The sequence below is a fragment of the Vibrio navarrensis genome (genome assembly GCF_000764325.1).
Classification (GTDB): Bacteria; Pseudomonadota; Gammaproteobacteria; order Enterobacterales; family Vibrionaceae; genus Vibrio; species Vibrio navarrensis.
In genome coordinates this window covers 1981911-2007253 of record NZ_JMCG01000001.1, presented here as the reverse complement: position 1 = coordinate 2007253, position 25343 = coordinate 1981911, and the positions used below count along the sequence as shown (strand labels likewise).

Here is a 25343-nt window from a genome sequence, read left to right as displayed (position 1 = left end):
TCAAAACTGTCCTTCTGGTGTGGTCGCCACAACACACTGAATGTCGTGACGGTCAAATAATTCTTGCAGTGCTGGCGCGGGTGGCGCGTCGGTGATCACCATGTCGATCGCCGCCACATCACACACGTGATGAAAATTCTCGGTGCCCATTTTGCGCTGCTCACACACCAAAATGATCTGCTGCGCTTGCGCCATCATCGCACGTTTCATCGACGCTTCTTGTTCATAGTTAGTGGTCAAACCGCGCTCAGACAGGGCGCACACGCCAATAAATGCTTTGTTGACATGATAGCCTGCCATTTGCTGCTCGGCCTGCGGACCCAAAATGGCGCGGCTGTACGGGTCGAAATGACCGCCCAACAAATGGACCGTATACGAAGCCCCCTCTTCAACCTGAGCCAGCGTGTTGACTGAGTTGGTGACGATAGTCGCGGGTGCCGCCAGATAACCGGGGACCAGCGCCAACGTGGTGCTGGTATCGAGCACAATGTAATCCTGCGCATCCACCATCGATGCCGCGCACTGCGCCAACGCGTGCTTGCTCGCGCTGACGGCTTTGGCCGAGAACGGCTCGCTTTTCGGCGATACCGGCGCCAACATAGCACCGCCTCGAATGCGCTGAATGCCAGGCAACTGGGTGAGCTTCACCAGATCGCGCCGCGCGGAATCACGCGACACACCAAACTGGTCACAGATGTCGGTCAGGGTCATTTTCCCCTGCTGCTTGATCAGCATTTGTAAGTGAATCAGGCGCTCTTCTTGGGTCATAAACTTAAAATCACGTAAGTATTTTTAATGCATTATGCCGAGTTAAACGCTGACGGTCGAGATCTTTTTCGCTGTGATCTCGACCCGTTTTTGCTGTTTTTATTTGTCTCGGTTGCAATCAAGCTCATCTGCTTGCGACGGGTAATACAGGAGAAAGGTCAAAAAAATCCCTCGAACTTCGTCGAGGGATGGTATGGGTGAGGTCGATGCTGACTATTTCTCCGTTCGGCCGACAAAAGCGACCACCACCTTGTCATCGCCTTTGGTGCGAGAAAAAACATACGCACCCTCTTGCTCTATCACCTGATGTACGCCAGCGCCAATCGCCGGGTGAGCTTGTCTGAATTTGGCGACGGTCTGCCAGTGTTTCAACAAGCCTTGTTGCTCGTCATTGAGCGTCCAGACCATATCTGAGCGCGTTCCCTGATGGAAATCGTCGGCGTACGGGCCAATGTTGCGGCCGATCTCATCGCCGTAATAAACCTGCACCGCGCCGGGGCTCAGCAGCAATGCATTGGCGGCGTTACGCTGCATCGCATAGTCTTTGAAGCGGCTGAAAAACAGCTCAGTGTCGTGAGAAGACATGTAACTGACCGGATTAAAATCTTTCTCTTTGGCGATGGTATTAGCGTAATCCTGATAGGTGTCGGCCATTTGACTAAAACAGGCCGCGCCTTTATCCAGTTTTTTCTGCATGTCGAAGTTGATCAAAGCATCAAAGCCATCATCAAAATAAGGGCTGCGATACGCCGAATGCCCCCAAACTTCACCCATCATCCAGAAGGGTTCACCGGTTTTTCCGTTGGCTTTACGCCACTCTTCAAGGCGTTCGCTGCCGGCTTTTTTCAACCGTTGCCACACCTCGCCTTCAACGTGCTTCACTGTATCAACGCGATAACCGTCGATACCGAAACGTTTCACCCAATCGCTTTGCCATTCAATCAGATAATCGGCCACGCTGTAGTTTTCTCTTGCCACCACACGCGTACCGGGATTGTTGAGCAGCCAAGCGGGCGGCGTCACAGATTTGGTCGATTCAGTGATGAAATCGGGTAGACCGGCCAACGACATGGTGATATCGCTGCTGCCCGGAGCCTGATAGCCGGGCAGCCCTGTTCTCACCCAATCTGGCCCCCACCATTGTCGCCAGTTTTGGCTTTGGTAATCAATCGCTTGATGGTAGCTGTGCCAGTTCTGGCCTGCTTGTGGCTGCCAATCTGCCCATTTGGTCGGCAGTTGCCCCTCGGGTTTGATGACGTTCAAGCCATCAAACTGTAAGTCAGCCAAGGTCGAATAGCCGGAATGGTTGATCACCGCATCAAGCAAGACTTTGATGCCGCGTTTGTGCGCTTCATCGACCAAGGTTTTTAGGTCGGCGTCGTTGCCAAAGTTTTGGTCAATTTTGGTGAAATCCCGCGTCCAGTAGCCGTGATACGCGTAAAAAGGAAACGAACCGCTGTCACCGCCGCCAACAAAGCCATGCACTTGTTCGACAATTGGCGAAAGCCAAATCGCATCCGTGCCAAGGCTTTGAATGTAGTCAAGCTTTGCAATTACACCTTTTAAATCGCCGCCATGAAACGTCCCCACTTCCTCTTTGCCATCTTTTTTGCGCCCGTAGCTGTTGTCGTTACTCGGATCGGCGTTGTGGAAACGATCGACCATAACAAAGTAGATATTGGCGTTGCGGTAATCAAAACCAGCATCTGACTTAGCCGGGGTCACTGGCTCAAGCAGCAGCAGACCGCCAGAGCTCGCCGCAGGGGTGAGTGACACAGCGCCGTTTTTTACCGTCACAATTTGGCCGCTGTACGCGTCGCGCAGTTCAGTGCCGTCGGCAAAGGTGTCGCCAAGGTTCACACTCACTTCCCCGCCAGCGTACACTTCACATTCAACTTGCGGCACGGGGCGCTTAAACTCGCTTTTGGCGACCTTTTTCGGTTCACGCTTAAAGGTCAAGGTGTTCGCGCTTGCATCAAAAGCAAAAGAGTAATCGCCGCTAAAGAGGATTTTCAGCGGTAATTCGGTGGCTTTGCCGCAGTTTAGCGAAATCGGTTGGTTAAACTTGATGCGCTGGTCGTCCTGCGCTTGGCAGTTCCCCTCAAGCCCGGTCACTTTCAAGGTGTAGGTATCTTTGACAAGCGGTACCACTAACGGCTGCTCGGCGCTGAGTGGGAAATCGCGGCTGTTGGTGGTGGTTGAAATGGTCAGATTGGGCTCAGCGACCGCGGCGGCCGAGCTGAGCAATAAAGTCAGGGTAATGGCATTGAGTTTCATCGTTCAGTCCGTTGTTAGAATAGGTTTGTTCACCGTGTATGGTAAAAAACTCTGTGGCAACGGACATCATTCACCGCCACTACGCCCTAAAACTTAACCCCTATCACAAGTTTGCCAATCAAGGGCGTAGGCGATGAATATTCGCTCAACCGCACTGTGTGGCACGTTTGGGGCACACTACGCTTTGCGCTTTGAGATGGTACATCTGGATCTCTGGCAAACTGAAAAAGCCCATCTCCCAAGGGTTTTTGGCAATAAATAGCTCTTGGATTTGCGTAAACACCTCAGAGCCCTTTTCAATTTCGTACACCTCGCCACGAATGATGCTGTAGTTCCACTCAATCACCTGCTCGAAGGTAAACGTGGCACGGCTATCAATCGCAAAGTAACAGCGATTATCACGCCCTAATAACTGGCCTTTGAAAGTGCTGGGTAAAGTAATGAAAAAGATGTCGTCGTCAACCGAAGAGAGAAACGCCATCACTGTGGTGTGTGGCTGCTGCTCGGCAAATGTCAGCAGTACGCCGATTTTGTTGTCGTGCTCTTCATTGTCAATCGGCGGCACATGCTCAAGCGGCGAGCGTGGCAGCGGGCGCGATGCACGCGTATCAACGGGAAACTCATACCCTTTTGCACGGTACTCTTTGATGGCAGAAATACCGTAATAGACTTGATATTCGAGTGCGTCAACGATCACTTCGTAGTCGGCAATTTGTTTGACGCATCCTTTGAAGGAGAGACGATAAACCTGTAACTCGGCATCGTACTCACCAACGCCAGTGCGATTATCCAAATGCAGCGTAACCCACTGCTCATTTTGCAGCGTATGCCCGTTTGGCAACATCACTTTGAGCCGGGTATCCGAGAGTACTTGTACGCCGCAGATATAAACATCCATCTTGGCAGCCTCTTCGCCATAGCCGCCCAAAACGGCCAGCACTCGCTGACCAATAAGTTCGCTTAACGGTTGATTTTCCATCGGTTACTTTGCCTGTCTGTCGCTGTTAAATTGATGAAGAGTATAGCCTATCTAACCACACGCCATATCGCGCGCTATCACGTTCTTTCTCCGAGCTGGCTTTACTAATCCGAGCTGCGAAGACGCGGCACCAGCGTACTCTTAAAACCCACCAAACTCATTCGAAATAATTGAATGTCTTAATCGCTAACTAGTGATTATCGCAAGCAACGTTTCCCTCTAAACTTGCTTCAACGCTTGAGAGATAAAGCCTCTCTCAAAACAAAAAGACATTAAAAATTATTGAGGATATGAAGATGAAATCATTAATCAAAAGTTTAGCGGAATCGAAGGCAGGTTACGGCGCGCTGGCACTTCGTTTGCCAATCGGCATCATTTTTATGGCTCACGGCGCGCAGAAACTGTTTGGTTGGTTTGGCGGCTATGGCCTTGCAGGAACCGGACAATGGATGGATTCCATCGGCCTTGGCCCTGGCATGTTGATGGCTGGCCTAGCAGGCAGTGCCGAGTTTTTCGGCGGATTGGCCATTTTGCTTGGCTTGCTGACTCGCCCAGCCGCATTTGCGCTTGCCTTTACCATGGTTGTGGCGATTGTCTCTGTACACCTTGAGAATGGCTTGTTTATGGCCAACAACGGTTACGAATTTGGTTTGGCTCTGCTGGCTGCAAGCGTATCACTGGCTTTTTCGGGCGCTGGTAAACTGGGCCTAGATAGCATTCTTAGCCAGAAACTGACTGGGAAATAATCCACTCTCACAGAGATCGAGGAGACATCATGATCAGCGTAAGACAAGCACAAGAGCGCGGGCGCGCCAACTTTGGCTGGCTCGACAGTAAACACACTTTCTCGTTTGGTAGTTACTACGATCCACAGCATATGGGCTTTTCTGCACTGCGTGTGATCAACGATGACAAGGTGATCCCCGGCGCAGGGTTTGAGACTCACGGTCATCGCGACATGGAAATCATCAGCTACGTGCTCAGCGGCACCATTGCGCACAAAGACAGCGAGGGCAACGTACAAACATTGCCAGCGGGTGAATTCCAGCTGATGTCGGCAGGCAAAGGCATCTACCACAGTGAGTTCAACGCTTCCAAAGCAGATGATTTGCGTTTTCTGCAAATCTGGATTGAGCCCAACAGCCTCGGCGGCCAGCCCGGCTATCAGCAGAAAGATTTTGGTCGTGAGCCGGGACTGACGCCCATCGCCACGCCTGATGGCCGAGAAGGCACACTGCACATTAAGCAAGACGCAACCTTATCACAGCTGATCTTAGCATCCGGCGAGTCATTGAACTTAGCAGTGCAAGCCGGACGCAAGGTGTATGTGCATCTGGTTAGTGGCACGCTATCGCTTGATAGCACCAAACTTCAGCCGGGGGATGGCGCCAAAGTGGTGGATCAAACCGTGCTTGAACTGCGCAGTTCAGGCAGTGAAACCGTCACCGCATTGGTGTTTGATTTACCCTAGACCAGACAAACTTAGGCGATAGCGCAGAAATGCGGTGTCGCCTTTTTATGTGACCTTGTGTTATCGAAACAAACAAGCACAACACCCACGGCGGTATAATGACACGTTGCCGATACCGAATTTCTGCCTACCCCATATCCGGCCAGCGCCAATTGGGGGTGGAAAGCATATCCATGCCCGGTACCACAGTCTGAGCAAAATCTTTATCTAACTCGATAGTGTTGCATTCAGGGTGGGCTTGCAGCGCGGCGATTAATCGAGGCGCGTGCGACACGACCCACACTTGAGTATGGGCACTGGCGTGAAGGATCAGCCGTGCTAAAGCAGGCAGCAGATCAGGATGCAGGCTAGTTTCTGGCTCATTGAGCACCATCAGGCTCGGTGGACGGGGCGTCAATAGCGCAGCAACCCACAGCAAGTAGCGCAAAGTACCATCAGACAGTTCTGCTCCGCTTAGTGGTCGCAAAAGCCCATGCTGCTTAAACTCCAACGAAAAGCGGCCATCACTGTGGTTGAGAATGCGAATGGTCGCACCGGGAAAAGCGTAATCAATCGCTTTAAACAGCGTCTCTTTATCACCAACTTCAATGATGGTCTGCAATGCGGCAGCGAGATCTCGCCCATCATGATGCAGCACCGGCGTTCTTGTGCCTAATTGAGGCTGGCGTGCTGGCGCGTCCTTATCAGTGCGAAAGTGGTCGTAAAAACGCCACCCTCGAATGATTTCACGCAAAGTAAACGCTTCAGGGGTAACCATGGGATCGGCGATTTGATCGAACATGCTGTGGTAAGTCGCAATATGCTGTGAAACGACCTGCCAGCTTCGACCCTCACGTGACTTGATCATCGCACCTGTGCGGTCAATCAAAGCGCTCGCCGGACGATAGACAGGCCCGTTCCAGATACACTCGCGCTTTACCTCAGGATCGCGACCAAACATGGAGATCGTCGGCGTTGGCAACCCAAGCGAGATGGCGTAGCTAAAGTGCTCGGTCGAAAAACCGAGCCTGAGACGCTTCACCTCCTGCCGCACGTTTTGTTCAACGGGTTGATCGCCGCGTCGCATGGCCGCTGTGATTTTTTCCGGGCCTGCCCAAAAGGTGGAGTCTAAGCCGCCCTCGGCTGCCAAGGCAGAAACAACACCACCTTGCGCCGTTTCAGCCAGCAAACGCAGCGCTTTGTAGAGGTTAGACTTGCCCGTCCCATTCGCCCCTTTGATCACATTCAGCGGCCCAAGCGGGATGACCAGATCAAGAATGGAACGGTAATTGTTAATCGCTAAAGCGGTCAGCATAGGATTCTCTGATGATGGATGCGAAGAAATCCTCGCATAAGAATCCTTTAGACAAAAACCATCCTGCCTCGACGCTCGTACCGCTATTTTATCCACTACTTTTCGAGGTAACTAGCGTACCAGCACCTCTGCTTGAGCAAGCGACGGCTTGGGTTTGGCTGGTTTAACAATCAAACCAATACCGAGCAAAAACAGCGCGCAAGCGATGATCTGTGCCAGTGTCAGGGTTTCTGCAAACATAAAGAAACCACTAACTAACGCAAAGATCGGCACTAATAGCGTCAGGGGTGCAGCGGTACTTAACGGATACTTAATCAGCATTTTGTTCCACACCCAATAGCCGAACAACGTCGTAGGATAGGCCTGAAACACCACCGCTATGGTAGTGAACGTGCTCCATTTTTCCGCCGCTTGCCACAGAATATTTGGCCCGTGTAGCGCCAGCGCAAACAGCACCAATGGCAACGGAGCAAACAACATTCCCCACACGTTAAATGCAAATGCTTGGGTAGTTTTTGATGCTTTGACGATCACGCCCATCACGGTCCAACTCATCGCAGCGGTTAAAATCAGCACCAAGCCGCTGAGCGTAATATTGCCTTGGGTGGCAAACACCAAAATCAGTAGCGCCACCAGTGCGCAGCCCGCGCCGAGTAATTTGCGACGCGACAAACGCTCTTTGAACACCACCAGCCCCATCAGCATGCCAAACAGCACGTTGGTCGAGAGCAAGATCGAGGACATTCCCGACGACAAGCCAGCGGTGATCGACCAAGAGGCCATGCCCCAGATGCCCACACCAAACACCATTCCATACGCCGCCAAATAGCGCCAAGCGACTTTGGGCCGCGCAATAAAAAATATCGCCGGAAACACGGCCAAGGTAAAACGGGCCGCCGTCGCCAGCAGCGGATGCACTTCGCTCACCCCCAACTTGATCATGGAGAAGTTAAAACCCCATATCGCCATCACCGCAACCGCCAGCAGCAGATCTTCTCTTTTCATACTCTCTCCCTTCTACGCCAATCATCGACAGACGGAGTATGGCTTGAGCAAGCAAAGGGATACAGATACAATTTTTACAATTAAAACCAGTACAATTTTAAGGGGGCGCAAGATGAGCCGTTATCAAGAACTGGCACAGCAGTTTGTTAGCGACATTGAACAAGGCCGACGCAAACCCGGCAGCCGCCTACCGTCACTGCGCCAACTTGCCAAACAGCAAGCGGTGAGTCTGTCGACCGCTATCAGCTGTTATCAGGAGCTGGAATCCCAAGGGCGAATTCACGCCCGGCCGCAAGCGGGCTATTTTGTTTCAGCCAGTGCGGTTTCTCACGCCACCCCAGAATGGACGCAGTTTGTCAGCCAAATCTCTGCGGCGAAACCCAATCACCAGTTGCCTGTCGCCTTTAATGGACCGCTTGGGGTTTCCAGCACGCACAGTGAAGCGGCGGATGTGATTGAACTGGAACGCAGTTTTCGCCGTGCGGTCAAGCGCATGGGGGACAGACTCAATCGCTATCCAGACAGCCGTGGCGAGCTTTCACTACGCACCGCGCTGAGCGATCACTTTACGCCGCTCGGGCTGAATTTTTCTCCTGACGAGGTTGTGGTGACATCAGGATGCATGTCGGCAATCAAAACCGCGTTGGAAGCTTGCACACAGCCGGGGGATGCCATCGCCATCAGTTCCCCCTGTTTTAACGGCATTTTGCAGCTCCTTGGCGAGATGTCACGCAACATCGTCGAAATTCCCTCACTGGATGACGGAATTGATCTCGCTCAGTTGGAGAGCCATTTCCAGCAAGGCGTGGTCACCGCAGCGATCTTCTGCACCTCGCACATGAATCCGCAGGGCATCACTATGTCGGTCAAACAGAAACAGGCCTTGGCAAAGTTGGCCAACCAATACCAGATCCCAGTGATTGAAGACGACGTGTATCTGGAGTTGAGCCACGAAGAAACAACGCCGCTACCGGCAAAATGTTACGACACTGATGGCTATGTGCTGTGGTGCGGCTCGGTGTCAAAAAGCCTCTCTCCCGGTTATCGGTTGGGGTGGTGCCTGCCCGGGCGCTATCTTGAGACCTATCAACGCCGCTTTTCGGTCAGCAGCTACGGCGTAGCAACCCCCATGCAGCTTGCCGTTGCCGACTATATCGCCTCGGGGCACTACGCTCGTCAGGTCAAAAAGCGGCGGCAGAAATTGGCGCAGCTGAAGCGAGAATACCTTCAGTATCTCAGCGCCCATCTACCCGCTGAGGTGAAAATCAGCCAACCGCAAGGCGGCATGGTTATCTGGCTTCAGATACCCGGCATTGATGCAGATAGCTTTGCGAAACAGGCACAAGAGCAGCGGTTGGATATACGTTTAGGGCAACTCTTCACCACGTTGGATTTGTATCAAGACTGTCTGCGCATCAACGCGGGCTATCCCTTGCAGGATGACGCCAAAGCGCAGCTCGACACCTTGATAACACTGATTCACCAGTGCCGGCAAAGCGTATAAGCGCAGCTAATCATGGATTAATATCATGCGGTGTACTTCAGCCAAATCGCCGCGTAAGCTTGCGGCCAAGCTACTTCACAAGGAGTTGTTATGAGCGCGATTACCGATTTAGACCTACTGCTAAAATCCATGTCACCCAAACTGCTCGACGGTGAGTACGTTTTCTGCTGCGTCGATGGCCCATTAGCCAACCATTTGCACCTAGAGCCGATAGCGACTTTTCGTGAGCAAGAAGGGCTGACCTTGGTTGTGCCACGCGACAAAGCCGATCTTGGCGGCCTGACATTTGATGGCATCTTTCGCCTGATTACGTTAACGGTGCATTCCAGTTTGCAAGCGGTTGGCTTAACGGCGGCGTTTGCGAGCCAGCTCGCCAAACATGGCATCAGCGCCAATGTGATCGCCGGTTATTACCATGATCATATTTTTGTCCCACAAGAGAAAGCGCACGCGGCGCTCCAAGCACTGGAATCATTGGCAGAGTGAGACAAGCAGCCCTGTTGGGCTGCCATTTTGATATTAGCGTTGAAAGCTCTCTTCTTTAAATTTCTCTTTAATCTCAAGAATTTTAGGCAGTTGCTCGATAAACAACCTCACTAGCTGCGGGTCAAAATGTTTGCCCGATTGCGCCTGAACAAACTCGATCGCCTCTTCAATCGGCCACGCTTTTTTGTAAGGTCGCTCGCTGGTTAAAGCATCAAACACATCCGTTATCGCCGCAATACGCCCTTCCAGTGGAATAGCTTCACCCGCCAATCCATTCGGGTAACCTGAGCCGTCCCATTTTTCATGGTGAGTAATGGCGATACTGCGCGCCAGCGCCACCAACGCGGAGCGTGGCTCGGCTAAAATGCTCGCGCCAATTTCCGCGTGCTTTTTCATGTGGCTAAACTCTCGCTCATCCAACTTTCCGGGTTTAAGTAAGATATTGTCGGGAATAGCAATTTTTCCGATGTCATGCATGGTTGCCGCCATACGCAACTCGTCAGCACGTTCTTCATCGATGCCGGCCGCCATGGCAAGGATTTTCGAGTAGTGGCTCATGCGCTGCACGTGCATCCCTGTTTCGTTGTCCTTGTATTCAGCCGCGCGACCAAGACGTTGGATCAAATCAATTTGTACCTCACGTAAAGCGTCAATGTTGACCAGCGAAAGGTGAGTTTTCACGCGCGCACGCACAATCGCGGGCACAATCGGTTTGGTAATGTAATCGACCCCGCCAAGGGCAAAACCCGTTTCTTCATCAATGGAATCACGCAGCGCAGTGACAAAAATGACCGGAATCGCTGCGGTTTTGGGGTTGGATTTCAGCCGCTGGCATACGTCAAATCCGGTCATTTCCGGCATCATGATATCGAGCAGAATCAGATCGACTTTTTCTTGCTCCAGCAGCGCCAGCGCATCTTGTCCTGAGCGGGCAAACGACAAGCGGTAGTTTTCCTGCAACACCTGACGCATAACCTTAAGGTTTGCTGGCTCATCATCAACGATAAGGATGCGTGGTGTAGGTTTAGCAAGCAAAGACATAACGTTTCCTTAAGATTGCAGAGCGTCAATCGCCGACTGAATGAACCCAGCCGCCGCTTTAAAATCAAATTCGTCCATCGCGTTAAGCGCATCGACGATCATTTTTTTAATCTGATCGGGCGCCACTTGCGGCACATGAGCAGCCAGATCATCACGCAGTTCACCCGCGCGGGTCGCTTTCAGCCATTGATTCAACAAAGCCAGTATCTCTTCTTCGCTGACATCAAGCGCTAGTGATTGGCTAACGTGACGAGTAGCGCGCTGTTGCAGCATGTCGAGCTCGACCATCAACTGCGCCCAATATTGAGAGATCTCCGCCAGCGATTTTTCTGCTTGTGCAGGCCGATGACCATCGGCGGATTTTTCCAGTTGGGTAAAGGCGTAAAACAGTGGCATCAACGCCAAGTTGCCTGTGATCCCTTTCATCGCATGGGCACGCTCAGCCAGTTCATTCCAGTGATTTCTATCGAGCAATTGCGCCAACTGGCTTGAAATATCACGGTTTTTCGCCACCAACTTGCCGAGCTCCTGCGCGTACAATTGCTCATCGCCCCACAACTTGATCGCTTTACCATAATGGATAACCTGATAGTCGGGCGAATTTGCCAACACATCGCCCTCGTTGAGCGATGTGTTGTACACCTCTGGATCAAGCTTTAACACTCGGGCAATTTCTCGTGTCAGTTGGCCCATCTCCACTGGCTTGTTGGCAAAACCATCCATGCCCGCCTGTTTAGCTTCAAGGCGATCTTCCACTAATACGCTAGCAGTCAAGGCAACGATCGGTACCCGTGTTCTAGGTAAGGTTTCACTCAGACGGCGTATCTCGCGGCTGGCGGCCAAACCATCCAGATTGGGCATTTGAATATCCATCAGAATCACGTCAAGCTCTTGAGTTTGATACTGCTCGACCGCTTGCAAACCATCGCGAGCGATGAAGATCGTATGCCCTTGACGTTCAAGCAAAATCTTCAACAAATTGACGTTTTGTTCAATGTCGTCACACACCAGTATCCGCAATGGCGGCAGCATAACTACTTCCATCACACCGCCTGCCACACTCAGTTCACTGGCGGGCAGCGGTAAATCGAGATAAAAACAGCTGCCGACACCCACTTCGCTGTTGGCGTGGATCTCACCGCCCATCAACTCCACCAACTGTTTGGAAATCGAGGTACCCAGTCCGGTACCACCAAAGCGGCGACTCATCGACGCATCGGCTTGAGTGAAAGGCTCAAAAATTGCGCTTAGCCGATCCGCTTCAATGCCGATGCCAGTATCTTGCACACTAAAGCGCACCCAATCGGGTTTGGCACTTAGCGCCTCGACAAGCAACGAGACTTTGCCTTTTTCGGTAAATTTGATGCCATTGCCAACCAGATTCATCAGCACCTGCCGGATACGATCTTCCGCACCAAACACCACATCCGGCAGTTGCACATCCAGCTGCAAATCCAGCTCTATCCCTTTACTTTTAGCGCTGAGCCACAGGGTGGAGATCACCGTATCGACGCAAGAAGAGAGCTTGAACGGGATGGGTTCTATCTCCAGTTTGTTTTTCTCTAGCTTGGCGCTGTCTAAAATGTCGTTGAGCAGATGCAGCAAAGAGCGCGACGACTGGCTGATGGTTTGCAAATGACGGCGGCTTTCACCGCTGATTTCCGAGTCGAGCAGAATATCGGTAAAACCAATAATCGCGTTCATCGGCGTGCGGATTTCATGGCTCATGTTTGCCAAGAACGAGGCTTTACTTTCCGCCGCTTGTTCGGCTCGTTGCCGCGCCTCGACCAGTTCTTCCTCCATCGCTTTGCGGCTGGAAATATCCACCGTCACACCATCGCTCCACAAAATTTGGCCGTTTTCGTCGCGCACGATCATGCCATTTTCCAACACCCATACGGTATGACCATCACGGTGAATGAGGCGATATTCCACCTCGTAGGTTTCGCGATCATCAAGAGAGGCGGCTATCGAGGAGCAGACCTTATCTCTGTCTTCGGCAACGATACAATCGGCAAAACGTTGTTTGCCTGAGAGAAAATCTTGCGCAGTGTAACCGCACAGATCCACGATGCCATCGCTGAGGAAAATCGGTGTGCATTGGCTATCAAGCAGGCGACGAAACGACGCGCCGGGAATGTTTTGCATCAGCGATCTGAGGCGCGCTTCACTCTCGCGCAGCTTCTCTTCCATCGCTTTGCGCTCGGAAATATCGGCTACAAAACCAACAAACAGGGTTTCCCCACTTTCCAAATTGACCTGCCCGACACCTAAACGTACGGGAATGAGACCACCATCGCGATGTTTGGCCTCCACTTCGCGTGGCGCGCCAATGACCTTGGTTTCACCGGTTTGCAAATAGCGCGCGAGATAGGAATCGTGCTGCGCTTGATGTGGGGCAGGCATCAGCATTGACACATTGCGCCCAATTAGCTCAGGCTCTTGCCAGCCAAAAATCTGACTCACGGCATCATTTACTGCCTGAATTTCACCTTTGGCGTTAATTGTGATCACGCCATCGGTGGCGGTATCTAGGATCGCTTGCAGCCGCGCTTCTCCCGCTGTTTTTTCGCTGAGTAACTGGCGATAGCGCAACTGCGAGCTGACATTGACCGCCAACGTGGAGATAAGCAAAGTGAAAATCGCCACCACCAGCGCCAGTTGCTGGTTATCTTGCTCGGTGATGGTCGGCACGACGCATTGCATATCTTGAATAAAACGCGCTGCCTCCATTCCTGTATAGTGCATGCCGGAAATCGCCCCGCCCATGATGACTGAGCTAACGAGGCTAATATGTAACGAGCGCATTGTCGGGAATTTTTTCTTCAGCGTACTGCGAGTTGAGAGAGCAATAAACGCCAACCCCACCGCCACCAGAATCGACAAGGCAAACCAGTAAGGGTCGTAGCGCAAAATCACGTCCATGCGCATGGCGGCCATACCGACGTAGTGCATAGTGCCAATCCCCGCGCCTACGATGATGCCATTACGCAGCGTTACCGATACGCTGGCCACTTCGGTACTTAACGAATGCAGCACAATGTAGCTGGCGATCACAGCCGGCAAAAAAGAGAGCGCGGTGATCCACGGGTCGTAAGCCATCGGGTGCGACATTTCAAACGCCAGCATGCCGACAAAGTGCATACTCCAAATCCCGCCCGCCATAATAAAAGCGCCGGAAGAGAGCGCCAACCAGCGGTATTTTTTAATCACAATATGCCGCGCTGCCGCCGCCAAACGCAGTGCAAAAAAGGAGGCCATGCAGGACAGAAAGACGGAAAGCAGCACCAAAGCGGGATCATAAGTGCCTGTGATGAGCGTGTGCGGGTCAACTTGGAAAACGAAAAACTGCGCCAGCATGGAACAAACTCGATAGGGAACGATGTCTTGATGGTAGAGAATTGGTTACAAAAGCGCTACAAATTACTGTGGGATTGTTTAAAACACGCGTAACTTAAGCGAAACACCCCCGGCTTTCACGCCGAAAACCGGGGGAAACAGCACTAACGATCAAGAAAATCCAGTTTGAGTTTGAAGAACAAGGTTTCGCCGCTGCTGTCATCTACGCCGTCGTTATCGGTCACCGCGTAGCCACGGCCTTGCGGGTCGATGGTGAAACCTTCAATTTTATCGACCACATACCCATTGCCTGCCTTAAGTTCTGGCAAGAAATCATACGCCAGCTCTTTTTGCACCACTGGCAAGGTTTGCCCAAGCGCGACAGGCGAGATTTGCTTAAGCGAGACTTTGTACAAGCGTTTGATTTTGGCTGATTTGCCCAGTTGATTGTCGCGCTCCAACAGGTAGAGATTGCCTTGGAATGCGGTGATCTCCGACAAACCGACCCAACCTTTTTCTGTCTGTTCAAGCGGGTAGTGCACCGCGCGCCACGTATCCGACGGAATGTGGTATGCGAGCAATTTGACCCGATCACTTGGGTCATCTTTCCACGGTCTTTGCACCGCAACCCACAAAGTATCATCGACTAACGTCACCCCTTCTGCGCCAAAGCGAGTTTCGTATTGCAACAACTCTTGTGGAAATTCAACCGTTTGTTGGATTTCGCCTTTGGCGTTGACATGATAAAGCGCGTGCGGCACCTCTTTGGCGGCGTTGCCTTCCGAGGCAAGCCAAAAGCCACCTTTGCCATCGGTCGTAATACCTTCCAGATCCAGCTTTTTCGCCGCTTTGCCGTCGCGGGTGACCGTAAGAGCGCCCTTAATTACCGCAGGCGCTTTGCTTGCGTCGATAGTGAAAATCGTCGGCTGTGAAGAATAAAAGCTGTCATTCACTGCATACAATTTGCCGGGCCTTTTGCCGTCGCTAGCAAGGCCGGAAAGCGCCCCCCAACCAATCGGCGCGCCGCGTTTGTCATTCTCCGAGACGATTTGCGGATAGGTCGGCTCACCTGAGCCAAGCTGATAAATCATCACATGAGAACGTGCACCGCCTTCAGCAATGAGATCGGCTTCGTTGGCGGTTGCCAGCAAATTACGCTGGGGAATGGCAACCGCCGATTCTGGCGCAATGCCCGAGGGCAGCAGTTGCATCCAGCGCGGATTCGCCCGTTCGTCTTGATACACGCCGACCGCAGAGCCTCGCTCCGACAAAACAAAAATGTACTGCTGACCGTTGAAAGTCGCGACTTCCAGCCCTTCCGGTTCTGCTCCTTTTTTGCCCGAGCGTTTTTCTGGATAGTGCCCGGCGCGCACGATCTGATGCTCAAATGACGCGCCGCTTTCAAACAGCACCTCACCCTGCTTACTGAAAATGGTAAAACCCCGTGCGCCGCCGTGATAATCACCTTCATTGGCGATCACCAGACGTTCATTATCGAGCCATTTCACCGCATCCGGTTCGCGCAAAACGCCTTTCTGCTCGCCAGTAAACAGCAGCGCGCCATCTTTTTTCACATCGATCTGCTGCAAGTCCACACGACCTGCCGAGAAGTGATTGACCACTTTCGCACTGGCGGCATCGACAATCACAATGTGGTTGTTTTCCTGTAAAGTCAGCGCAATTTGATTGGCGGTATTGAATGCGACGAACTCGGGTTCAGGATCGTCGGGGGCGATCTGCGCCAATCCAGTCAAGGTCACGCGTCTGGCTGTGGAACAGTCGGCTTTGCCTTTTTGCGCTGCAATGATCACCAGAAAACCCGCTGGCAACTGCGGCAGTTCGCCGTCATTAAGGCTCTCGTCGCGCTCGTTTTCTATCGCCACCGCAATGTAGCGACCATCTTTAGAGACGGCCACCGAGTCAGGTTGGCCGCCCAGTTCGCATTTATCGACAATTTTGCGCCCAGTCGCCGACACAATCGCCAGATATCCCGAAGGTTGGGTATAGTTTTTCGATGTGTTCACCGCCGCCAACACCCATTTATCATACGCGGCGACCGAGGTGGGTTCGCCATGCAACGAGAGAAACCCGGCGGCTTGCGGCATATGGGGCTGTTTGATGTCAATAAAACCGATCCCGCCGAGCGGGCTGTCGGAATAAATCAGTGTGTTGCCATCTTCTGTGGCGGTGATGATCTCTGCCGAAGTCGGCTTTTTGCTGTCCATACCATGGGGCACATTGTCAGCCACCGGGAAACTGGCGATACGTTTGAACGAGTCGGCGGAACTGGCAAAAGAAGAACTGGCCAAGATGAGCGCCAGCGCACCCAGACGAAAATGGGAGATAAACATTTAATACTTCCTTATTGTTCACAGATCCGAACAAGCTAGTGACCGATTGTGACAAAGCGATGAGAAACGGGTGTTACTTGTATGACATGCAGCACCCGTCACAAGTTGCGCCTTTGTGGATGGCCAAGGCGCGACTCTTCTCATGGATAATGGTTCGATAAATTGACAGTCGGTATCGTCTGCGCCCATCATCAAGTCATGACGCAATGACGACAAAGGAGTTCCGCTGTTGAAATCTGCCTTTTTTAAACACGTTCAGTGGGGCCTATGCTTACTTGCTCTGTGCAGTTGGGGAGTCAAGGTTTACGCTACAGAAAAGCGTATCGAAAAAAGCAGCACCAGCGCAGATAACGTCATCCATATCGCTTCGGGTGAATGGCCCCCTTTTATCGGCAGTGATTTAAAAAATTATGGTTTTGTTGCCGAAATCATCTCAACCGCCTTCGCGGCTGAAGGCTATCAAGTTCAGTTCCATTTTCTCCCTTGGGCAAGAGCGTACGCCGAAACACAGAGGGGGCTTTACCATGCGACGGCGATTTGGATGCACAGCGTGGAGCGGGAGAACGATTTTTACTATAGCCAGCCAGTGAGCCAAGAAGAGTTTGTCTTTTTCTACCCCAGTGCAAAGCCTTTTGAGTGGCAATCCCTTAGCGATCTGGCCCCGTACAAACTGGGTGGTGTGATTGCATACAGCTATGGGCAGGAGATGGATGCGCTGATTGAGAGTGGCGTTCTCTACATGGAACGTGATGGCTTGGCAGCCAAAAACCTAGAAAAGTTAGCCAAAGGGCGCGTTGAAATTGTCCCCGAAGAGAAACACATAGGCTACTATCTGATTAATAAAGAGATCCCTCATTTGAGACAACGGATCACCCACCATCCGGTGCCATTTCTCACCAACAGCAACTACTTACTCTTCCCGAAACAGCGCCAAGATAGCCCTGCCTTGCTCAGCATTTTTAATCGAAACCTCCCCAAGGCAAACTCGCCTCAGTCGGATTAATCCCTTGGGACGCGCTGCGCACGTTTTTCACCGTTACAAACCGAAGAAGCACCTTGCCTGCGCTTTCAAACAGCGTTATTCGGCAAGCGTAAGCTGATTTTCTTTTAAAGCCTGTGGCAGCCACAGGTTAAGTTTCATCAGTAGTTCGCTTTCAGCGAGTCGGTTGTGCACAAGCAAGGTTTGCCAATCCGCTTGCATGGCTTTGCCCTTTTGCGCTCTGTGCGTCGTGGCACTTAATACGCGCAGCACATCGGCCTGCCAAGCTTCAAGTTTGACCACTTTGACGCGAAATTGATGGCGATAGATCAACAGAGACTCTGGCTGTGCTGCGGGCATGGCGGGCTTTTCCACGCACTGACCTTTTTCAAGCGCCAGTGCGTGGCGATCAGCGGCGAGTACATAGTCATGCAGCGCAAAATCGTGCTCGACTAATGTGCTGCTTTGAGGCAAGGCCAGCACTGGAAAGTGAAACAGACAACCTAACTCCGGCGTGCTATGCGGCTGCGCCCCCGCAGCGCGGAGTGCATTTGCCCGCGCCCTCTCGAATCTCGCGAGTTGCTCTGGAATCTTAAGTCCTGCTGCCCATTGTGGCTGCACGCTCTTCTCACTCGGGCGCGTTGCGGCGAGAAAATCAGCAAATCCCTCACCCAATTGATACAAACTGTAGTGACGGGAAGGCTGCTGTTGCAGATAACCTAAGCTGAATAGACGAAACAGCGGTTCACCGAGGTAGTGCTGCAATGCCGGAAACTCCGCCGTCATGCATTCAAGCAGACGCAGCCGATAGCCGTCCTGATATATGGCCAGACGTGCTGCCGCTGACATTTGCGCCGAGCCGACAATAAACTCGCTGGCCATTTGGCTGGCTTGGGGGCCTTGTAGAATCAACTCAAGCAACCACTGCTGACGCGCGGCTAACTGATTGGATGAGCTCATTCGACCTCCTGCGCAGAGACGAACTGCTTGCGGCCAAGCGCATCGGCAATCGGCGTCGAGAGTGGTGCATTCTCGCTCTGTCTTAACGGCTCGCGTTGTGGAATTTGCCCTTGTAATACCGCTTTGGCAAGGTTCAGTTCGCCGACGAGTTCGGGAAAATCCGGAATATTGGCATCCCACTCGAGCAATGTGGAAATCGGCCTGCCAGCCTGTTCGATCATCTGTTGGTAAAGCTGCCACACAGCGGTTGGTACTGGCTTGTCGTGGGTGTCGATCAAATGGGTTCCGCAATCGGTCGGACCGGCTAAATGACACTGCACCACTGCATCGAGCGGAATACCCGCCAAGTAGTCATAAGCGGAGAAACCGAGGTTTTTCGCGCTCACATAGACGTTGTTAACGTCCAACAGCAAGCGGCAGCCACTGCGCTTAACCAACTGCGCAAGGAAATCCCACTCGTGGAACTGATTCTCCTGAAAAGCAAAATAGGTGCTGGGGTTTTCTATCACCAGCGGCCGTTGCAGAAACTCTTGTACCTGCTGCACCCGCGCGCAGACATGCGTCAGGCTCTCTTCGGTAAGCGGCATCGGCAACAGATCGTGGCTGTTAATCCCTTGAATCCCTGTCCAACAAAGGTGGTCGGAGACCAGCTTCGGCTCCAGTTCTTGGCACAAAAGCCGCAGTTTACCAAGGTACTCTTTATCCAGCGGATCGCTCGAGCCGATCGACATCGAAACGCCATGCAGGGCTATCGGATAGTGTTCGCGCAGCTTAAAGAGTAAGTGGCGCGCATAGCCATGGTGGTCGAGGTAGTTTTCGCTGATCGCTTCAAACCAATCAACGCCGCTTTGCTCTGGTAGCAGGTGTTGCTCAAGCCAAGCAAAATGGCAAGAGCGAAGCCCGACGCCAAACCCCATGGAAGCACTAAGCTCGGCATCAGAGTCCTGTGCATGAGAGTCCTCTGCATGAGAATGGGGCGGTGTCGATGCTGGGAAATTAGGCAGATCTGACGTGGAACGCATTGGCATCCTTTCAACTGAATGTGTAGTCATAACAACTCTGTCTGCCAAAGGGCAGACAGAGCGACGTGCCTTGCAAATAGGCAAGCTGTTGTTTTTCTTACGTTGATGGTGGGAAGGCCAAACGTAGGTCTAAAGGTTGCGGCTTATCCCCCGCCGTTTTTCCTTCAGCAGCCAACGCTTTGCTGTACGCCTGCCAAGCGATGTCATACACCGCATCACCGGTGGCAAACTGCACACCTTCACCGGAAACCTGTTCTGGATGCTGTCCAGCGCGCAATTGGTAAATGGGCATCAGGCCGCCATCGGGATAGAGCTGTGAGGCGGAGATGGGCACTGCGCAGCCGCCCAAGCCACCGCAAGCGTTATCGGCGGGCGGAGAGTAGAGCTCCGGCGCGCCGCAACCCGCTTGCACCGCATTCTCATTGCTCGGTGTGGCACTTAAACTGCGACATCCCGAGCCGCCGCCTGAGGTTTTTTGCACAAAACCACAGCCCCCTTCCGCTTTACAGCTGTTCGAGCCACGACAGGTGTGGAAAATCTCTTTCGACGCGCAGCTATTGCCCGTTTCATTTGGGTTTGGCTCCAGCGCCATCCCTTGGCAAGCGTGATAAAGATAATCACGCTGCGATTCAGGAATGCGCTGGTACTCTCCTAGCGACAGATCCGGAGCTTGGCCAAACACCGCCCAGCAGATGGAGACACGATCGCCAGAACCTGACATTGACGGGAACGGGAAGTCGACGCCTTTGTCTGTCCAGTATTTATTTAGCACAGTGGTAATGCCTGCAATCGCACCAGCAGCCACATGACTCATCTCTTGCCAGCTGGCGTCGCCACCTGCTTTGAGATTATTGAGTGCCGTGGAAACGGCCTGAGCAGAAGGCAACACACCTGCATATTGGTTGTTTTGGTACTCTGCTGTTTGCAGATCGTCTGGCTGCCATTTATTGGCTGGGTTGGCATGCCAATCGGCCCAAGTGGTGATCTCGCCCGACTCCAACAACCCCTTCATTTGCTGGAAACGGTCGTAGTGATCCACTACGCCACCAAAGAAGCGAGCGTGCGCTGCGCCAGACATCGGCAGTTCGTCACCCTTTTCGTCATACTGCTTGTAATCGGCTTGAAGTGCTTGGAAGTTAGGCTGGTAGCTTGGGTCAACCGGCGCCCCCACCAAACCAGCCGGCAAGACGGTTTGCGCTTCCACTTTCATGGTCGCGCCTTCGCCCTGATCGGTAATCGCGTTCATCAACTGGAAGATCTGGCTTTTCGCTTGGGTTGCCTCTTTGGCGTCCACCACCGTTTTCATACGTGGGAACTCTGCCAGCGGGTGGCCACTCTCTTCGGTATTGAACAAGTCACGCTGAATCGAGTCCGGATTAAACATTTTGCTAAACAGGCTGCTGCCGTCACTGTAAGTGACATTCAAATACGCGGCCAAACATTCATACATGGTCGCAATGGTGCCAAACTGCGGCATGTCGGCTTCGGTAGATTGCGCGCTCCAATGGTCAAACGGCACACAGCCCTCAACGCCTTTGCCGTTAGTCGCAATATACTTGTCACGCTTGCTAGCTTGGATGCGGCTAGCGAGTACATCCGACGGCTCTTCAATCAACAAAAATAGGTTGATGCTGTTTTCATCCAAGCCACCCAGCGCAACTTTCACCGCGTTATAGGGCGCTTCAGAGAGATCGGTGAGATCCAAAATGTGCGGAATGGCGGTTTTGTCCGGGCCGTAGCAGATCCAGCCATTGTTCTCATTTACCAGCAGTGGTGAGTTGAAATCGGCCGCGGCCGCTTGGCTACCTGCCACAGTCGCACTGAGCGCATTGTGAATATTGGCCGCCATTTGCAAATGCAGCATCTCTTGGATAAAGACACTGAAAATCAAGTTACACGCTTGCTGATTGGCGGTTTGCGGGTTGGGCGTCGGCGTGATGCCGGGCCAACGACGGCCAAGATAGAGCGCATTGCCCTTCCCTGTAATCGAGTGCATGCCTTCTATCGAGTACATGGTGGTCATGTACAATGGAATAGTAAACAGCTCGACGTTGATCGCGGCCTGAGTCAGACAACGCACAGCGTTGACATCGGCCGCTAAATGGCTGATGTCTCGGTTCGATAAGCGCGGATTTCGTTCTAACTGCAACCCGGCCAAACGTTGAAAATCCATATTTGCTTCCTTTACTTTATCTACTTTTTTTATGTGATGCCCGATACCGCATGGGCTTATTGCTCAGATATGCACTAATGCACATAAAGTATATTCATGGATTTTTGATTGCGCCAAAAAATTGCCTAATCCATTGCAACGAGTGACAACAGGGTACCTTTGCACCGTGCAATCCTGCGTAAAATAGGTACAATCCTCGCTCGATTTTTTTGACTTGCTCGGACACTCTCATGCACACGCCGGACCTTTGCTTTACTCGATTCACTGCGACTATCGACGGCTATTCCCTGCCAGAGCGCTTCACTTTTCCGTTTTACTACACGCCCCATCCGCTGTGTGTGTTAGCGGCAGAGCAGTTGCAACACCATTTGCTCACTCAGCAAGATTGGCAACACAACTTTGGTTTACTAAACGGGCAGCTCAACCGCGACGATGAAAGCGCGATTGGCAAAATGTTTGGCGTGCTACTGGTACAAAATCCACAAGGTGAAATCGGCTTTTTGAGCGCATTTTCGGGCAAAGTAGCTGAGCAAAATCTGTTGCCGGGATTTGTCCCTCCGGTGTTTGACATGTTGACCAAAGAGAGCTTTTTCCACCGCGAGTTTGCCGAAATCACCGACATCAACCATCAAGTAAAGCAGTTATCGCAAAGCTCTGAACTGATCCAGCTTCGCCAGCAAATTGAAACAGACCGCCAAACCTACCAAGCGCAAGAACAGGCGCAGCGCCAAACGATGATTGAAGGGCGCGCTAAGCGTAAACAGCAGCGCGAGCAGGCTGAATCCATGCTCAGCGGTGAAGCACTTAAAGCGGTGTTGGATGATCTTGCCAAACAGAGCGTGGCCGAGAAAAACGTGCTCAAATACCTCAAACTGGAATGGGATGAAAAGCTCGCTAGTGAAGAGGCGCGTTTGAACTCACTTCTTGCTCAACTTGACACGCTCAAAGAGCAGCGCAAAACCTTATCGAACGCCTTGCAACACAAACTGTTTGCTCAGTATCGCTTCCTCAATGTGCACGGCGAGCAGAGCGATCTCAACGCGATTTTCGCACCGACCACCAGCCCTGTGCCACCTGCAGGCTCTGGCGAATGTGCCGCGCCAAAACTGCTGCAATACGCTTTTACCCACGGCTTGAAGCCACTGGCAATGGCGGAATTTTGGTGGGGCGTGTCGCCGAAATCGGAAGTGCGCCAACACAAAAAGTTTTACCCCTCATGCCACAGTAAATGCCAGCCTATTTTGGGCCATATGCTGCAAGGGCTGAACATGGATCCGAACCCGCTGGAAGAAAACTGGGCAGAAGACAAAGCGCTGGAAATCGTCTATCAAGACGAAGCGATGGTCATTGTCAACAAACCGTCTGGGCTGTTATCGGTGCCGGGCAAAACCATTAGCGATTCCGCTTATACCCGTTTGCAAGCGCTATTTCCTGACATGGAAGGGCCGTTTGTGATTCACCGCTTAGACATGGCGACCTCAGGACTGTTGGTGTTTGCCCTAACTCGCCGCGCCAACAAGAGCCTGCAAAAGCAGTTTATTTCTCGCGGCGTGCAAAAGCGTTATGTGGCGCTATTGGAAGGTAAAGTGTCGCAAAGCCAAGGGGAAATCACCCTGCCCATGCGAGGCGACCCAAACGACAGACCGCGTCAACTGGTCTGTTTTGAACACGGAAAACCCGCGCATACTGATTGGCAGTTGATTGAGACTCGCGATGGCCGCAGCAAGCTTTACCTCTACCCAAGAACAGGGCGCACTCACCAACTTCGCGTTCATTGTGCTCATCACCTTGGTTTGAACATGCCGATGGTGGGCGATGGGTTGTATGGTGAGAAGGCCAAGCGACTGCACTTGCACTCCGAGTCGCTTGAACTTGACCACCCTTACAGCAAAGAGCGCATGCATTTTCAAGTGGATGCCGAATTCTAGTTCGTGCCTTTCAGCGTGTGGCGTTGGCCGCACAAGCGCCACGCTGTAAGCTGCGCAAGAAAACCACTCATTCGACAAAATGGGATTGGTAGTACTTTGGCGTCACTGCCAATTTCTTTTTGAAGTGGCGCTGAAAATGGGCTTGATCAGCAAAGCCCAGCGTCATCGCCACATCGACTATCTCTTTGCCTTCTCGTAATAACACCTTCGCCCGTTTGATCTTCTCATCCATTAAATAGGCATGCGGTGGTAAACCAAAGCGTTGGCGAAAAGCGCGAATCAACTGATAGCGGCTCATGCCTGCTTCGTCAGCCAAATCATCAAGCTGATGCACAACGGTAAGCTCATCCATCATTTTCTCGCGTACTCGATGCAGATTTTCTGAACGCGGGCCATGCGTCACTTGCAAGCTGGGTTGCCAGAAGCAGGCTTCGATAAACTCATAGAAAGCGACCTGAGCTTGCAGCGAGCTTTCTTCTTCCAACAAAGCGTGGAAAAGCGTTAGAAAACGCGACTGAACCTGTGGGCTACGCTCTAAATCGTGCTTGAACGGGGTGTAGTCATCGCAGTGGCGAGGGCGAGAGAGCTGCGGCACCTCTCGTTGGATCTCTCCCATTTTGATGGGGTCGACAAACAACATGCTGTAAGACCAAGTGTTGCCTTTAGGATTGCAGGAATGAACGTCGGCAGGATTAATAGTGACAATATCGCCCACTCGCACATCGTTAACGCGATGGCGGTTTTTGTAGTCGGAATAGCCTTGCTCAATCATGCCAAAAGAGAACTCATCGTGAGAATGCGCCTCGTAGCAAGCTCGGCTTTGCGTCGCGACACGCATCTCCACCCACGGTAAAAGCGTGCTTTGTTGAAAATGCGTGGTGGTGTCTTTCTTCATCCGTTTATATCCATATTGCTGCCACGGAAACGGCCAGCACTATCGCCATCGTTCTATTAAACTGACGTTGTTTTCTCGGGTTTTCAAGCTTGTTGGCCAAAATATGTCCGATGAGCGCCCAAACGCCAATACCGACCAAACACACCAGCAAAGAGACCAAGGTATAAAACCCCAGCCACAATGCTTGATTTTGTTGGCCGACGACATAAATGCTCACTCCAGAAAGGGCATACAACCACGCTTTGGGATTAAGCAGTTGCGTCACAGACCCCGTCCACCAGCCCGATTTCAACTGAGCGCTTCGCTCAGTGGCGGAAACTGGCGCCGTAAAAATTTGGTACGCCAAGTAGAGCAAAAACACGCTACCAATTAACTGCATCACGGTTTCCAACGAAGGAAGGAGTGCCAGTAAACTTTGCATCACCGCCCCGCACACCACCACCACAAGGGAATAGGCCAGAGAAGCGGCAACAACGTGTTTAATTGCTTCTCGTATACCCTGCGTAACGGCGGTGCTGGTGGCAAGAATGTTCACCGGCCCCGGCGTCACTGCGCCAACAAAAGCGAAGGTTGTCATGGCTAACATTAGGCTGTTCATTGCTTTCTCCTCATTTTGAGGATCACCATACACAAGAACAACCTGGTGTTATTGAACGTTATTGCGAAGAGAGGTTGGGAAGATATGTATCAAACGCCAAATAACGGATTAACATCCATGCTTTTATGATGTGCTGGCTGCCTATTTACTGATAAAAAATTACATGGCTACCTTGAGGGAATTTTCGGTATCCCCCTCGGATTTCATCACATGATTTACCAATATCATGCTTTTCCAGTCAGCAGCCAAAACGACTCATCATCGAATTGCTTC

General features: G+C 52.1%; 19 protein-coding genes and 1 pseudogene. 6 read left to right on the top strand and 14 right to left on the bottom strand.

Going from position 1 to position 25343, the window contains the following annotated elements:
• The 3 genes from EA26_RS08860 to EA26_RS08850 form a co-directional block, all read right to left on the bottom strand.
• Positions 1-768, bottom strand: coding sequence for a DeoR/GlpR family DNA-binding transcription regulator (locus EA26_RS08860; protein WP_039426853.1), 768 nt, complete (start codon positions 766-768; stop codon positions 1-3).
• Between the two features lie 213 nt (positions 769-981).
• Positions 982-3045, bottom strand: coding sequence for an alpha-amylase (locus EA26_RS08855; protein ID WP_039426852.1), 2064 nt, complete (start codon positions 3043-3045; stop codon positions 982-984).
• Positions 3046-3190: 145 nt separating this feature from the next.
• On the bottom strand, positions 3191-4024 hold the full coding sequence (locus tag EA26_RS08850) for a pyridoxamine 5'-phosphate oxidase family protein (RefSeq protein ID WP_039426849.1): 834 nt from the start codon (positions 4022-4024) through the stop codon (positions 3191-3193).
• Positions 4025-4320: 296 nt separating this feature from the next.
• Between EA26_RS08850 and EA26_RS08845 the strand changes: the two genes are divergently transcribed.
• Positions 4321-4770 (top strand): DoxX family protein, encoded by a 450-nt coding sequence (locus EA26_RS08845; RefSeq protein WP_039426847.1) that lies wholly within the window; start codon positions 4321-4323, stop codon positions 4768-4770.
• 29 nt (positions 4771-4799) lie between these two features.
• Positions 4800-5495: a pirin family protein gene (locus tag EA26_RS08840; protein ID WP_039426845.1), complete on the top strand. Its 696-nt coding sequence runs from the start codon at positions 4800-4802 to the stop codon at positions 5493-5495.
• A gap of 127 nt (positions 5496-5622) precedes the next feature.
• Here the strand turns inward: EA26_RS08840 and EA26_RS08835 are convergent, their stop codons facing one another.
• Both EA26_RS08835 and EA26_RS08830 read right to left on the bottom strand, forming a co-directional pair.
• The gene (locus tag EA26_RS08835; RefSeq protein WP_039426842.1) at positions 5623-6789 is read right to left on the bottom strand and encodes an AAA family ATPase; all 1167 of its coding nucleotides are present in this window, start codon (positions 6787-6789) and stop codon (positions 5623-5625) included.
• Positions 6790-6900: 111 nt separating this feature from the next.
• A complete protein-coding gene (locus EA26_RS08830) occupies positions 6901-7794 on the bottom strand; it encodes an EamA family transporter (RefSeq protein WP_039426839.1) in 894 nt (297 codons plus the stop codon).
• 112 nt (positions 7795-7906) lie between these two features.
• Between EA26_RS08830 and EA26_RS08825 the strand changes: the two genes are divergently transcribed.
• The gene (locus EA26_RS08825) at positions 7907-9298 is read left to right on the top strand and encodes an aminotransferase-like domain-containing protein (RefSeq protein WP_039426836.1); all 1392 of its coding nucleotides are present in this window, start codon (positions 7907-7909) and stop codon (positions 9296-9298) included.
• 90 nt (positions 9299-9388) lie between these two features.
• A complete protein-coding gene (locus tag EA26_RS08820; RefSeq protein ID WP_039426833.1) occupies positions 9389-9784 on the top strand; it encodes an ACT domain-containing protein in 396 nt (131 codons plus the stop codon).
• 33 nt (positions 9785-9817) lie between these two features.
• Here EA26_RS08820 and EA26_RS08815 read toward each other — a convergent pair whose 3' ends face one another.
• The 3 genes from EA26_RS08815 to EA26_RS08805 all read right to left on the bottom strand — a co-directional run bounded on the left by EA26_RS08815 (position 9818) and on the right by EA26_RS08805 (position 16515).
• A complete protein-coding gene (locus tag EA26_RS08815) occupies positions 9818-10825 on the bottom strand; it encodes an HD domain-containing phosphohydrolase (protein WP_039426832.1) in 1008 nt (335 codons plus the stop codon).
• A gap of 9 nt (positions 10826-10834) precedes the next feature.
• Positions 10835-14185 carry a PAS domain S-box protein gene (locus tag EA26_RS08810; RefSeq protein WP_039426829.1) on the bottom strand — a complete coding sequence of 1117 codons (3351 nt, stop codon included), beginning with the start codon at positions 14183-14185 and terminating at the stop codon, positions 10835-10837.
• 143 nt (positions 14186-14328) lie between these two features.
• Positions 14329-16515 (bottom strand): esterase-like activity of phytase family protein, encoded by a 2187-nt coding sequence (locus tag EA26_RS08805; RefSeq protein ID WP_039426826.1) that lies wholly within the window; start codon positions 16513-16515, stop codon positions 14329-14331.
• Positions 16516-16837: 322 nt separating this feature from the next.
• Between EA26_RS08805 and EA26_RS08800 the strand changes: the two genes are divergently transcribed.
• Complete coding sequence (locus EA26_RS08800) at positions 16838-17518, top strand: substrate-binding periplasmic protein (protein WP_404976189.1); 681 nt, start codon at positions 16838-16840, stop codon at positions 17516-17518.
• 75 nt (positions 17519-17593) lie between these two features.
• On the opposite strand, the gene EA26_RS20065 is transcribed toward EA26_RS08800, so the two are convergent.
• From EA26_RS20065 to EA26_RS08785, 3 genes are all read right to left on the bottom strand, one after another.
• A complete protein-coding gene (locus EA26_RS20065; protein ID WP_052079678.1) occupies positions 17594-18454 on the bottom strand; it encodes an HvfC/BufC N-terminal domain-containing protein in 861 nt (286 codons plus the stop codon).
• Positions 18451-19476 carry an MNIO family bufferin maturase gene (gene bufB, locus EA26_RS08790; RefSeq protein ID WP_200877690.1) on the bottom strand — a complete coding sequence of 342 codons (1026 nt, stop codon included), beginning with the start codon at positions 19474-19476 and terminating at the stop codon, positions 18451-18453. The genes EA26_RS20065 and bufB overlap by 4 nt, the downstream gene beginning before the upstream one ends.
• A gap of 97 nt (positions 19477-19573) precedes the next feature.
• A complete protein-coding gene (locus EA26_RS08785) occupies positions 19574-21649 on the bottom strand; it encodes a ferritin-like domain-containing protein (RefSeq protein WP_052079674.1) in 2076 nt (691 codons plus the stop codon).
• 230 nt (positions 21650-21879) lie between these two features.
• Here EA26_RS08785 and EA26_RS08780 point away from each other — a divergent pair, with 230 nt between their 5' ends.
• Complete coding sequence (locus tag EA26_RS08780) at positions 21880-23577, top strand: RluA family pseudouridine synthase (RefSeq protein ID WP_039426822.1); 1698 nt, start codon at positions 21880-21882, stop codon at positions 23575-23577.
• Positions 23578-23644: 67 nt separating this feature from the next.
• On the opposite strand, the gene EA26_RS08775 is transcribed toward EA26_RS08780, so the two are convergent.
• The 3 genes and pseudogenes from EA26_RS08775 to EA26_RS22175 all read right to left on the bottom strand — a co-directional run.
• Entirely contained in the window at positions 23645-24472 is an 828-nt protein-coding gene (locus EA26_RS08775) for an AraC family transcriptional regulator (protein WP_039426821.1), read from the bottom strand.
• 4 nt (positions 24473-24476) lie between these two features.
• Complete coding sequence (locus EA26_RS08770) at positions 24477-25070, bottom strand: LysE family translocator (RefSeq protein ID WP_039426818.1); 594 nt, start codon at positions 25068-25070, stop codon at positions 24477-24479.
• 89 nt (positions 25071-25159) lie between these two features.
• Positions 25160-25342: pseudogene (locus tag EA26_RS22175) on the bottom strand (type II toxin-antitoxin system RelE/ParE family toxin); the annotation flags it as partial.
• Position 25343 lies beyond the last annotated feature (1 nt).

Bases quoted from the DNA above. Each gene is read 5' to 3' on its own strand.
- EA26_RS08810 (WP_039426829.1), bottom strand. From the start codon at position 14,185: ATGCTGGCGCAGTTTTTCGTTTTCCAAGTTGACCCGCACACGCTCATC.
- EA26_RS08840 (WP_039426845.1), top strand. From the start codon at position 4,800: ATGATCAGCGTAAGACAAGCACAAGAGCGCGGGCGCGCCAACTTTGGC.
- EA26_RS08860 (WP_039426853.1), bottom strand. From the start codon at position 768: ATGACCCAAGAAGAGCGCCTGATTCACTTACAAATGCTGATCAAGCAG.
- bufB (WP_200877690.1), bottom strand. From the start codon at position 19,476: ATGCGTTCCACGTCAGATCTGCCTAATTTCCCAGCATCGACACCGCCC.
- EA26_RS08850 (WP_039426849.1), bottom strand. From the start codon at position 4,024: ATGGAAAATCAACCGTTAAGCGAACTTATTGGTCAGCGAGTGCTGGCC.
- EA26_RS08825 (WP_039426836.1), top strand. From the start codon at position 7,907: ATGAGCCGTTATCAAGAACTGGCACAGCAGTTTGTTAGCGACATTGAA.
- EA26_RS08830 (WP_039426839.1), bottom strand. From the start codon at position 7,794: ATGAAAAGAGAAGATCTGCTGCTGGCGGTTGCGGTGATGGCGATATGG.
- EA26_RS08855 (WP_039426852.1), bottom strand. From the start codon at position 3,045: ATGAAACTCAATGCCATTACCCTGACTTTATTGCTCAGCTCGGCCGCC.
- EA26_RS08780 (WP_039426822.1), top strand. From the start codon at position 21,880: ATGCACACGCCGGACCTTTGCTTTACTCGATTCACTGCGACTATCGAC.
- EA26_RS08785 (WP_052079674.1), bottom strand. From the start codon at position 21,649: ATGGATTTTCAACGTTTGGCCGGGTTGCAGTTAGAACGAAATCCGCGC.
- EA26_RS20065 (WP_052079678.1), bottom strand. From the start codon at position 18,454: ATGAGCTCATCCAATCAGTTAGCCGCGCGTCAGCAGTGGTTGCTTGAG.
- EA26_RS08770 (WP_039426818.1), bottom strand. From the start codon at position 25,070: ATGAACAGCCTAATGTTAGCCATGACAACCTTCGCTTTTGTTGGCGCA.
- EA26_RS08820 (WP_039426833.1), top strand. From the start codon at position 9,389: ATGAGCGCGATTACCGATTTAGACCTACTGCTAAAATCCATGTCACCC.
- EA26_RS08845 (WP_039426847.1), top strand. From the start codon at position 4,321: ATGAAATCATTAATCAAAAGTTTAGCGGAATCGAAGGCAGGTTACGGC.
- EA26_RS08805 (WP_039426826.1), bottom strand. From the start codon at position 16,515: ATGTTTATCTCCCATTTTCGTCTGGGTGCGCTGGCGCTCATCTTGGCC.
- EA26_RS08775 (WP_039426821.1), bottom strand. From the start codon at position 24,472: ATGAAGAAAGACACCACCACGCATTTTCAACAAAGCACGCTTTTACCG.
- EA26_RS08835 (WP_039426842.1), bottom strand. From the start codon at position 6,789: ATGCTGACCGCTTTAGCGATTAACAATTACCGTTCCATTCTTGATCTG.
- EA26_RS08815 (WP_039426832.1), bottom strand. From the start codon at position 10,825: ATGTCTTTGCTTGCTAAACCTACACCACGCATCCTTATCGTTGATGAT.